Genomic DNA, 11,234 nt, shown 5'->3' with positions numbered 1-11,234 from the left:
ATTGATGCCGAAAATTCACCATAAAGGTGCGCGAGGCGAGGATATTCAACGCAAAGTATACCCATTATGATGGCGCCATCCTCTACCAAGGTCGCAGGCAGTCCAGCATTACTACGCAAGGCACCTGCCCCTGAGAATTCAAGGAGCGTCATCATGACTCCCACCGCTATCATGCAGCAGCGTTACTCCACCAAGAACTTCGATCCGGCCCGCAAGATCAGCGCCGAAGACTGGAATGAGCTTGAGCAGGTATTGCGCTTCAGCGCGTCCAGCGTCAACTCCCAGCCGTGGCATTTCCTGGTACTGGAATCTGAAGAGGCCAAGGAGCGTTTCGCTCGTGCTGGCACTCGTGAGAAGTACGACTTCAACACGCCCAAGATCCTCAATGGCTCTCACGTCGTTCTGTTCTGCACCCGCAGCACTCTCGACGACCAGTACCTGGATCATGTATTGGAAAGCGAAGCCACCGATGGTCGCTTCACTCTGGGTGACCAGTTCAGCGACATGATGGATGGCGCGCGTCGCCTGTTCATTGATCTGCATCGTCACGAGTACAAGGACATGCAGCACTGGATGGACAAGCAGGTTTATCTGAATGCCGGTAGCCTCTTGTACGCTGCCTCCAGTATGGGCATCGATGCAGTGCCGCTTGAAGGTATCGATCCGGTCGGGCTGGACGCCGAATTCGGCCTGCGTGACAAAGGCTTCAATGCCTTGGTCGCCATCAGTCTCGGCTATCGCACCGACGACGACTTCAATGCCGGCCTGCCGAAATCACGTTTACCCGCAGACGAGTTGTTCACTCGCCTGTAAGACGTACCTGGCGTCGCGTTGCTGATCAAGTTCTTTGCTTTGATACCCGATAGTCAGCAGCGCATTGCACCCTCTTCGCGAACGTGACACCTTTTCCCTCACACTCGCTCACGACAGGATTTCCGTCATGTCCCTCAAACTTATCGCTACCCTGACCTTCCCCGCCGACCAGCAAGACAAGGCCCAAGAAGTACTTGTCGAACTGATCGAGAAGAGCCAGGCCGATCAGGGCTGTCTGCAGTACGAGTGCTTTGCGGTCGACAAGAATGTCGCGGAAGGTGAGCCCGTACCGGAAGGCGACTTCGTCGTACTGGAAGAATGGTGGGATGAAGAAGCACTCGACGTGCATGTCGCATCTGAACATTTCCAGGCCTTCCTGGGTGCCTTTGCAGAAGGCGAGATTGGCTTGAAGATTCAGCGACTCAACAAACTCGACTGAACACTCAGCACCAGGACATTCGCGACTGAGGCTTTTACGGCCAGAGATGCATCATCAGCTTGCGCTGAAAACGCCAGATCCGCTCCAACGGGTCTGGCGTTTTTTGTTGTCGCCATCGGCCCTCACTCCAAACACCCATCAAACAGAGAAATCACCTGAACATGGTGTGCTTCTTGCTTATAATTGCTGACCCTACGATGGCTGCTCAGTGCCTTCCGCCCTCTTCGTCACTCCGCACATACGGACAAGGAACGTTTCCATGGCCACTCCCAGCCAACTCGACACGCCACTCATTGGTTTGGAAGAGCAACCGTCCGCTCCACTGTCGGCACTCGCGGGTGCTCAGCACCTACTCGCCAGCCTGGCCGGCATCATTGCGCCCACGCTGATCATTACCAGCGCCCTGTCCCTTGGCGCCTATACTGCCAGCCTGTTGTCGATGGCTCTGGTGATGTCCGGTATCGCGACCTGGATTCAATCCCAGCGCGTCGGCCCGTTCGGTTCGGGCCTGTTGAGCATTCAGGGCACTAGCTTCAGCTTTGTCGCCGCACTCATTACCGCCGGCCTGATTGCCCGCGCCCAAGGCGCCACGGATGAGCAGGTGCTCGCGATATTATTTGGTACCTGCCTAGCTGGGAGTCTGATCGAGATGGTGCTCGGCACTATCTTGCCGTGGCTCAAGCGAGTCATCACACCAGTCGTGACGGGAGTCGTAGTCATGCTGATCGGCCTGAGCCTGATCGAAGTCGGCATGACCGATATCGGTGGTGGCTTCGGTGCAGAAGACTTCGGTGCACCGGTCAATCTTGCACTGGCAGGCTGTGTGCTGATCACGGTACTGAGCTGTCAGGTCTCGCGCTATCCGTGGCTCAGAATCGCCTCGATTTTCCTCGGCATGGCAGTAGGCTGCACCATCGCTGCCATCGCTGGACTCTACGATGCCCCGCAGTTGGCCGATGCAGCACTGATCGCCCTACCGATGCCGGCCACGCTGAGCTCTGGCTTTGACTTCTCGTTGCCCGCCTTCTTGCCGGTCGCGTTCATCTTCATGATCACGGCCATTGAGACGGTGGGTGACCTCACCGGTAGCGCGCGCGCCTCGGGACTACCAGTCAATGATGATGTGCACCAGAAGCGTCTACGCGGTGGCGTGCTCGCCGATGGCCTCAACTCAGCGCTAGCAGCGCTGGCCGGTACCTTCCCAAATACTACCTTCAGCCAGAACACCGGCGTGATTCAGCTCACTGGCATCGCCAGTCGTCATGTCGGCCGCTATGTGGCGGGCTTCCTGCTGCTGCTTGGCCTGTCACCCTTTATCGCCACCCTGCTGACACAGATGCCACGCCCAGTGCTCGGCGCGACCACCACCTTGATGTTCGCGCTGATTGCCGTCTCCGGCATTCGTATCCTGATGGCACAGACCATTGGCCGTCGCGAGATGATGATCATTGCACTGTCACTCGGGCTGGGCTTGGGTGTCGGCATGGTGCCAGAAGTGCTGTCTGCCCTGCCGCACGCTTACTCTGATGCACTGCGTTCGCCGATCACCATGGGGGGCCTGACTGCCATCATCGCCGAACTGCTGCTGCCGCAGATCGATGACAGCGAGACGCTGCCTGCCACGTCATATTCCGGCGAGGTGCCTGATACCATCAAGGCCGATCAGGAACATGCTTAAACACTCATATCCAAGCCTCTAATCACCGGGTCATCGGGCATCAGTGTCGATAAAAGCATCAGTGCCCGATGCCCTACCGAGATATCACCATGCACCTCAATCGCACCGACAGTGAGCTGCTCAATCTGCTGATCAAGGACGGCCGCATGTCGTATGCCGACATCGCCCGCAAGCTCGGCATCTCACGCGCCCATGCCCGTACCCGCGTTCAGGCGTTGGTCGAAAGCGGCGTGATCGAACAGTTCACTGCCGTCATCAATCCCGACAAGCTGGGCAAGGGCATCTCGACCTTCGTGGACCTGACCGTCGCACCCAGTGCCATCGAGCACATTGCCGAGGAGCTATCCGGCTGCGTTGAGGTCGTCAGCCTCTACATCATGAGCGACCTCAAGAGTCTGCACATCCATACCCTCACCGACAGCTACGATGCCTTTGATACCTTCGTGCGCGAACGCATCTTCAACCGCGACGAAATTCTCTCGGTCGACTGCAAGTCACTGATGACGCGCGTCAAACATCGCCGAGGCGGCGCACGCCTCTAGGCACGCCCTGCAGACGACCAAGACCGTGCACCACGCGCAGTCCAAGCCACAGGAATCCGAGCGGAAACAGCACCGTCTGGGTGATGAACAACATGGTGAGATCAATCACCTTGTCAGTCATCGCATCAAAACCTTGCGTCACAGTGGAGATCGGGCCACCAGCCCAACCTTCCATGCTGCCCTTGAACTGTTGCCACCAACTGCGCTCTTCGTGGTCACCGCCAACCTGTTGGTCCGCCGCCTCTGCCAGCTGTTGCTGCGTGATGCTGAGCTGCGCCATCTGGGTATCACGGCTGTCGTCGAGAAACGCCTGGCCTGCCGCACCACTGGCCAATGCCACGCTGAGCACCGCAAATCGCAGCACAATCCCCAGCAATGCCAACCGCAACAGGCCTGCCGTCAACAGTGACGTCATCGGACTGAGGCCTTCATCATTACCCATGCCACGGCCGTCATCAGCGCCACGCATGAGCCCCATCAGCACCATCAACCCCGCCAGTCCACAGGTGATGCTTGCTACTGCCTTGATAATCAGTGAGCCGGAAATACCCAGCAGCAATTTCTGAAGCGCAAGTGATCCTGTCGCAGCGAACATCACCCACGAAAAGCGTTCGATCATGTCATTGGCGGGATCCAGTGCTTCTCCGGGCGACACCTGGAAGACCTGAAGATCAATCGTCGATGACTGCAGCACTGAGATGGTGGCGTTCAACCCCTTGGCGATCGCAAAGGCACTGAAAGCCTGCCCCAGTGTTTCATCAAGAAACTCAAGCGCCCAGCGCTGCGGTGTCTCCCACCAGGCAAGCCCTGCCATGACGAATAACACCACGACCAACAGCCCGCGAGCGATCATCGGTGTGCGCGCTCGCGGGGCTGACATAGTGGTGAAGCTCGTCTGCGACTGGCTGTCTTGGGCGTGCGCCACAGCCGAGGTGGCAGGAGCAGACGGGCGAAAGGATGACGCGTCAGGATCGTGCGAGGACATGGACAGGCTCCGTCAGTGCAAAGGCGCATGATGCCATTACCGTTCAAGGCTGTCGCACCAGTGCCTGTTCTCGTCAGCGCTGATCTCACCAACCTTATTTCTCCTCTCTTTACCTCATTACATTGCACTATCAGGAAGCACCTGCACCATCTCGTGCCACACATGACATTTGTACATCACCGCCCCACATCCGAAAGACAGATGACTATCAATGGCACATCTATCACGCACAAATGCACGCTATGCGCGAAAAATGCGCCGTTTGTCAGTCATGAAAGACGACAATTACGCAACACTGCGCGCCGTTCAGTGCAATCAATGACGCATTGAGGTAGTAATAAATTAGTTTTCCGCCACATAAAACTATTATAACCAATTGAATATAAACAATTTTACCATAATTACTTGAGATGGCACACGCTTTGCAATGTCTAGGACGTAGCAGCGTGACGAATGAAAGCCCTCAAGATGACAAATGATATCCACTCGTCTCTCTGCTGCCGGCAATACCTCTACAACAAGATCGCTGGCCATGATGTCAGCGCGCCGTTCAGGCACTCCCTTGTGACCTCGCACCCCGCCGGTGGAGGGACGCCAAGGGCACTACCGGTCATCCGTCCGCAGGAGATCTCCCCATGACATTCGATCGTCGCAAGTTTCTCGGTGCCGCACTGGCCACCTCTACCGCTGGCCTGGTCATGGCCGCACCCGCCATCGTGCGCGCCGATACCAAGAAGACCTATCACTGGAAGATGACCAACGCTTACGGACCAGGCTCCCCTTTCTATGTGGAAGGCCCCGGAAGTCCGACCGACTTCTGCCGCAAGGTCGAAGAAATGTCTGGCGGACGCATGAAGATCCAGCACTTTGCCGCCGGTGAATTGATCCCCGCGCTTGAAGGTTTCAATGCCGTCGCCAGTGGTGTGGTGGAAATGAATGCCGGCAACGCCTATTTCTGGGCGGGCAAGATTCCTGCAGCGCAGTACTTCACTACCGTGCCCTTCGGCATGAATACCCAAGGCATGAATGCCTGGCTGTATCACGGTGGCGGTCTGGAGCTATGGCATGAGCTTTACGCGCCCAAGGGATTGATCGCCTTCCCGATGGGTAACACCGGCGTACAGATGACTGGCTGGTTCCGCAAGCCGATCAACACGGTCGAGGACTTGAAAGGTCTCAAGATGCGCATCCCGGGGCTTGCCGGCAAGGTCTACGCCGAGCTTGGCGTTGCCGTACGTCTGCTGCCGGGCGGCGAGATATTCCCGGCGCTGGAGCGTGGCGTCATCGACGCTGCCGAATTCGTCGGCCCTTATCAAGACCGTCGTCTGGGGCTTCAGAAAGCCGCCAAGTACTACTACACCACTGGCTGGCACGAGCCGACCAATGTCACCGAGCTGATGATCAACAAGTCCGCCTGGGAAAGCCTGCCGGAAGACCTGCAAGCCATCGTCAAGGCTGCGGCCGCGGCCTGCAATGTCGAAAGTCAGGCCTGGTGTGAATCGGTAAACGCCGAGGCACTGACAGATCTCGTCGAGAATGAAGGTGTCATCGCACAACCACTGCCTGATGACGTCGTTGCCCGCCTCAAGGAAGTGACCGAGAAGACACTGACCGACATGGCAGCGGCTGACCCGGATACCGCCCGCGTACATGAATCCTTCATGGCATTCCGTGAGCAACACAAGGCATGGGCTGCCATCAGCGAGAAAACCTTCCTGTCGCTCTAAAAACGCCGTATTGACTGCTGTTCCTGCGGTTCATCACTTCGCCCTGTCTGCGCCACGGCCTGTCCCGCCGTGGCGCCTGTGAGGATTGCCATGCTGCGTATCATCAATTTCCTCGAAGCCATCATCGAGCGGCTGGGCATCGTCGCCCGCTACTCGCTGCTGGCGCTCGTGCTGCTGGTCGCAAGTAACGTGCTGTTGCGTTACTTCTTCAGCATCAGCCCCGTTCCTCTCCAGGAATTGGAGTGGCACCTGATTTCCCCCATCGCGTTGCTGGGCATTTCCTATGCCCTCAAGCATCGCGCCGACGTACGCGTCGATGTCTTCTATGATCGCTTTTCCGCCAAGGGCCGCTGCCTCGTGGATCTGCTGGGGGCAGTGATGACCATCGCCATTGGCGCTGCCATTGCCTGGCTGGGCCTGGCATACACCGAACAATCCTGGCAGCTGATGGAAGGTTCACCGGATCCCGGCGGACTGCCCTATCGCTATCTTCTCAAGGCGTTCATTCCGTTGGGCTTCGCGGCACTCGCCATACAAGGCGTCGCGGACTGTCTACGTGCCTTGATGGGGCTGATGGCGCCTACCAAACCCTCTGAAGGCCACGAGGTGCGCTCATGAGCCCCAATGAATGGATCGCAATGGGCATGATCGGGGGCTTCCTTGTTTTGATGCTGATCGGGATTCCGGTCGCGATTTCTCTGGCGGTGGCAGGTTTCGTCGCTGGTCTCGCGGGCTTCGGTCCGCTGCTGTTCAGCCTGATGCCATCACGCCTTTATGGCGTGGTCACCAACTACACCCTGCTGGCGATCCCCCTTTTTGTCTTCATGGGGGTCATGCTGGAGAAATCGCGGGTCGCCGAAGACATGTTGGAGACCATCGGCCGCGCAATGGGCGGCGTGAATGGCGGCATGGGTATCGCGATCATTCTGGTGGGTGTGCTGATGGGTGCATCCACCGGTATCGTCGGTGCGACCGTCGTCACCGTGGGCATGCTGACACTGCCGACACTGCTGCGTCGCGGGTATCACCCGGGGGTGGCATCGGCCACCATCTGTGCGTCCGGCACCCTCGGGCAGATCATTCCACCGAGTCTGGTACTGATTCTGCTGTCAGAAATTCTCGGCGAATCCGTCGGCACCCTGTTCGCAGCGGCCTTCATCCCTGGCCTTGCGATTGCCATCATCTATATCGCCTATCTGCTGGTGCTGGGCTGGTGGAAGCCAGAGCTTGTGCCTGCCATTCCCAAGGCTGAGCGTGACGCTGCGGGTGGCATGAAAGAGTTGCTGCGTGATCTCGCGCGCAGCGTCATTCCTCCGTTGCTGCTCGTCTTCGCGGTACTGGGCTCGATTCTCGGCGGTGTAGCAGCGCCCACGGAAGCAGCCTCGATGGGGGCATTGGGGAGTCTGTTGATCGCGTTGCTGTCGCGTCGTCTCAATTTCACGATGCTCAAGGCATGTCTGCACTCAACCCTGACCATCACCGCAATGGTGTATTTCATCCTGCTGTGCGCGCAGCCGTTCTCACTGGCCTTCCGAGGGCTCGGCGGCGAAAACATGGTGCACGATCTGTTCAACCTGCTGCCGGGTGGCGAACTGGGCGCGCTCATCTTCTTGATGGTGGTGCTGTTCGTGCTTGGTTTCTTCCTCGAGTGGATCGAGATCAGCTACATTGCGTTGCCGATGTTCCTGCCGATCTTCATCGGCTATGGCACTGACATGGTATGGCTAGGCGTACTGGTGGCAATGAACCTGCAGATGTCATTCCTGACGCCGCCCTTTGGTTGGGCGCTGTTCTTCCTCAAAGGCGTCGCGCCACCCGAAGTCACCACGCGTCATCTGTATCTGGGCGTACTGCCCTTCGTAGGTCTGCAAGCCATGGCAGTGGTACTGCTGTTCTGCTTCCCCGGACTTGCCACCTGGCTGCCCGAGGCTATCGGCTGGTAGGAAAGCCATCGCCTGTCCCCCGCGATACCTGAAGAGGGGGGACACTCATCGTGGTTGTCTAATATCATGCACAACCGGATGACATCTACTCTCCTCACCTGCGAGGAGTCGCCAAAGCGCATCATCCTTCATGCCGGCACTCGGTACGGTGATGCGTCTCACAAGGAAACGCCATGGAACTGTTCTCAGCCTATCCGCTGCATTGGATCATCGGATTGATCGTCGCACTCATCGTCACCGGCATGATTGCCGGCGTGATGGCAGGGTTGTTGGGGGTCGGCGGCGGTATCGTCATCGTCCCCGTCCTCTTCCATCTGTTCAGCCTGTTGGGTGTCGATGAAGCCGTGCGCATGCATCAGGCCGTCGGCACCTCGCTGGCCACCATCATTCCCACCTCGATCATGTCGGCCAGGGCGCACTACGCCAAGGGCAGTCTTGATCCCTCGATTCTCAAGCGGCTACTGCCCGGCGTCATCCTCGGTGTCATCATCGGTGGCCTGCTGTCCAGTCTTTTCAGCGGTGCCGTCCTGATGGGACTGTTTGCCACCATCGCCTTGCTGGTCGCCCTCAACATGTTCCGCCGTCAATCCAAGGTACTGGGCAAGGGCTTGCCGGGACCGTTGGGCAGCGGTGTACTGGGTACCTTCATCGGCGGTGTCTCGACGCTGATGGGAATTGGCGGTGGCACCTTGAGCGTGCCGACCTTGAGCACCCTGGGCACGCCGATGCATCTTGCGGTCGGTACCGGTGCGGCGCTCGGCTTGGTCATCAGTCTGCCGGGCACCGTGAGCTTCCTGCTCAGCGGGCTGGGTGAGCCCAATCTTCTGCCGGGTTCCATCGGTTACGTCAATCTGCTTGGATTTGCGGCCATCGTTCCCGCGACCATGCTCTGTGCACCAGTGGGCGCAAGGCTTGCCCACTCGATGGATGCCTCGAAACTCAAGAAGATCTTCGCCATCTTCCTGCTCTTCACTGCGCTGCGCATGTTCTATGACCTCTTCACCGGTAGCTGATCTGCGGCCGTATTGATCACTTGAGACATCACCACACGTGCCGAGCCCTTATCTCGGTACGTGTGCCAGCACAGCAATGAACAATAACAACAGGAGCACGACGCCATGATTCATACCCGACGTGGATTTGGTGGCGCCTGCGCCGCGCCACATCATCTGGCGGCAGAAGCAGGACGCGATATCTTGCGTGACGGCGGCAATGCGATAGAAGCCATGGTCGCCATGGCAGCAACCATCGCCGTCGTCTATCCGCACATGAATGGCATTGGCGGCGATGGCTTCTGGCTGATCAAACGCCCCGGCCAGGCGCCGATCGCGATCGATGCCTGTGGCGCTGCCGCAGAACATGCCAGCCGTGAGTTCTATGCCGATCTCGGCTATGGCTATGCCACTTCTCTTGGGGAGGTACCTGCCGCGCCCTTGGCAAAAGGCAACAGTATCCCGACGCGCGGACCACTGGCGGCATTGACGGTCGCGGGCACCATTGGCGGCTGGCAGGAAGCTCTCGCGTACTCGACAGAGACTTCTGCTCCAGAGCACACACCCCTACCGCTGACACAACTGCTGGCCACCGCCATCCGTCTCGGCAATGACGGGATCGCCGTGAGCGCGAGTCAGCAAGCCTTGAGTGAAAAACACCTCGCCACCCTCTCTCAGCAGCCTGTTTTCGCCGAGCGCTATCTTGGCCAGAGCGAGACAGGCGATGCCATTGCATTGCAGGAAGGCGCGCGTCTGCGTCAGCCAGAACTGGCGGCCACATTGGCGCATCTCGCCGATGCCGGTCTCGATGACTTTTATCGTGGCGAACTGGCCACACACATGGCAACGGAGTTGGAGGACGCTGGCAGTCCGCTGCGTCTGTCAGACCTCAATCACTATCAGGCTCAGCGCGTCACTCCTCTCAAAGTACGCCTGCATGATGGTGACATCTACAACCTGCCCGCACCGACTCAGGGACTGGCGACGTTGATGATCATCGGTCTCTACGATGCACTGAGCGCAACACATGGCATCAGCGAAGCGGAGGGCAATACACCGCGTCACCTGCATGCGCTGATAGAGGCCACCAAACGCGCCTTCCTGGTGCGTGACAGCCTGATCACCTCACCGGATGCCATGGAAGGCGGTCTGGAAGGATACGTGGCGGCCCAGCAAGCGCATCTTGAAACATCAGCCTTGGCTGAAGAGGCCGAAAAGATCGACATGCAGTCGGCGCTGACCTGGCCCTACGAACCCGCCGAAGGCGACACCATCTGGATGGGCGCCACCGACAACGACGGCACTACCGTCAGCTTCATCCAGAGCGTCTACTGGGAATTCGGCAGCGGCGTGGTACTGCCTGGCAGTGGCGTGATGTGGCAGAACCGCGGGCTGGCATTTGATCTCGCCCCGAATTCACTGCGTAGCCTCGCGCCGGGTCGCAAGCCCTTTCACACTCTCAACCCGTCATTGGCCTGTTTCGATGATGGCCGCGTGATGGCCTTCGGCACCATGGGCGGTGAAGGTCAGCCACAGACACAGGCCGCTATCTTCACGCGTATCGCTCGTCACGGCATGTCACTCCAGACTGCCATCAGCACCCCACGCTGGCTGCTCGGCCGCACCTGGGGCGATGTCAGCACCAGCCTGAAACTTGAGTCACGTCTCGACGGTGACATGGCAGATGCCCTAAGGGAGCTCGGACATGAAGTAGAGGTTCTGGAAGACGCCTACAGCGATACTCTGGGTCATGCCGGTGCCGTGATGCGTCATCCGGATGGCACTGTCGAAGCCGCACACGACCCGCGCAGTGATGGTGGTGCGGCATTCACCTGATGAGATAGTGGCGTGTATTGTCCTCCAGGCATATCCCGATGCACGCACTTGGTTTGCTTGGCACTCATTTCCCATGACAACGATAAAGAGCGACACACCACAATGATGAAAGAACACTTCATGACTCCCCGACGTCTCGTTGCTGCCATCTCGATTGCCGCCTGCTCCTTGGCCTATGGCGTACAGGCGAGCGCCGTGGAACTCCCGGGCGTGAAAATCTATGCCACGGGCGGCACGATTGCCGGTAGCTCAGCCTCCTCCCCCCCACTGTCACGCTAG

11 protein-coding genes are annotated in these 11,234 nt (G+C 58.6%); 10 read left to right on the top strand and 1 reads right to left on the bottom strand.

The window, feature by feature from the left end; all coding sequences use genetic code 11:
• Positions 1-153: 153 nt before the first annotated feature.
• The 4 genes from nfsB to BF12_RS0113160 all read left to right on the top strand — a co-directional run bounded on the left by nfsB (position 154) and on the right by BF12_RS0113160 (position 3,472).
• Positions 154-813 (top strand): oxygen-insensitive NAD(P)H nitroreductase, encoded by a 660-nt coding sequence (gene nfsB / locus BF12_RS0113175; RefSeq protein ID WP_024952677.1) that lies wholly within the window; start codon positions 154-156, stop codon positions 811-813.
• Between the two features lie 127 nt (positions 814-940).
• A complete protein-coding gene (locus BF12_RS20110) occupies positions 941-1,252 on the top strand; it encodes a putative quinol monooxygenase (protein ID WP_024952676.1) in 312 nt (103 codons plus the stop codon).
• A 259-nt stretch (positions 1,253-1,511) separates the two neighbouring features.
• On the top strand, positions 1,512-2,930 hold the full coding sequence (locus BF12_RS0113165) for a uracil-xanthine permease family protein (RefSeq protein ID WP_024952675.1): 1,419 nt from the start codon (positions 1,512-1,514) through the stop codon (positions 2,928-2,930).
• A gap of 89 nt (positions 2,931-3,019) precedes the next feature.
• Positions 3,020-3,472, top strand: coding sequence for an Lrp/AsnC family transcriptional regulator (locus BF12_RS0113160; protein ID WP_024952674.1), 453 nt, complete (start codon positions 3,020-3,022; stop codon positions 3,470-3,472).
• Here BF12_RS0113160 and BF12_RS0113155 read toward each other — a convergent pair.
• Entirely contained in the window at positions 3,441-4,352 is a 912-nt protein-coding gene (locus BF12_RS0113155; protein ID WP_156941179.1) for a hypothetical protein, read from the bottom strand. The genes BF12_RS0113160 and BF12_RS0113155 overlap by 32 nt on opposite strands.
• Positions 4,353-5,092: 740 nt before the next feature.
• On the opposite strand from BF12_RS0113155, the gene BF12_RS0113150 reads away from it, so the two are divergent.
• The 6 genes from BF12_RS0113150 (at position 5,093) to BF12_RS22070 (ending at position 11,234) form a co-directional block, all read left to right on the top strand.
• Positions 5,093-6,184 carry a TRAP transporter substrate-binding protein gene (locus BF12_RS0113150; RefSeq protein ID WP_024952672.1) on the top strand — a complete coding sequence of 364 codons (1,092 nt, stop codon included), beginning with the start codon at positions 5,093-5,095 and terminating at the stop codon, positions 6,182-6,184.
• Positions 6,185-6,274: 90 nt separating this feature from the next.
• Positions 6,275-6,802 (top strand): TRAP transporter small permease subunit, encoded by a 528-nt coding sequence (locus BF12_RS0113145; RefSeq protein WP_024952671.1) that lies wholly within the window; start codon positions 6,275-6,277, stop codon positions 6,800-6,802.
• On the top strand, positions 6,799-8,127 hold the full coding sequence (locus BF12_RS0113140) for a TRAP transporter large permease (RefSeq protein ID WP_024952670.1): 1,329 nt from the start codon (positions 6,799-6,801) through the stop codon (positions 8,125-8,127). Before BF12_RS0113145 ends, BF12_RS0113140 begins: the two co-directional genes overlap by 4 nt.
• A gap of 173 nt (positions 8,128-8,300) precedes the next feature.
• Positions 8,301-9,140: a sulfite exporter TauE/SafE family protein gene (locus BF12_RS0113135; RefSeq protein WP_024952669.1), complete on the top strand. Its 840-nt coding sequence runs from the start codon at positions 8,301-8,303 to the stop codon at positions 9,138-9,140.
• 105 nt (positions 9,141-9,245) lie between these two features.
• Positions 9,246-10,955 carry a gamma-glutamyltransferase family protein gene (locus tag BF12_RS0113130; RefSeq protein ID WP_024952668.1) on the top strand — a complete coding sequence of 570 codons (1,710 nt, stop codon included), beginning with the start codon at positions 9,246-9,248 and terminating at the stop codon, positions 10,953-10,955.
• Positions 10,956-11,075: 120 nt separating this feature from the next.
• Entirely contained in the window at positions 11,076-11,234 is a 159-nt protein-coding gene (locus BF12_RS22070; RefSeq protein WP_156941178.1) for a hypothetical protein, read from the top strand.

It is taken from the genome of Cobetia crustatorum, assembly GCF_000591415.1.
Taxonomy (GTDB): Bacteria; Pseudomonadota; Gammaproteobacteria; order Pseudomonadales; family Halomonadaceae; genus Cobetia; species Cobetia crustatorum.
Note: the sequence above shows the minus strand (reverse complement) of the source record. Positions and strands in the feature narration are given on the sequence as shown.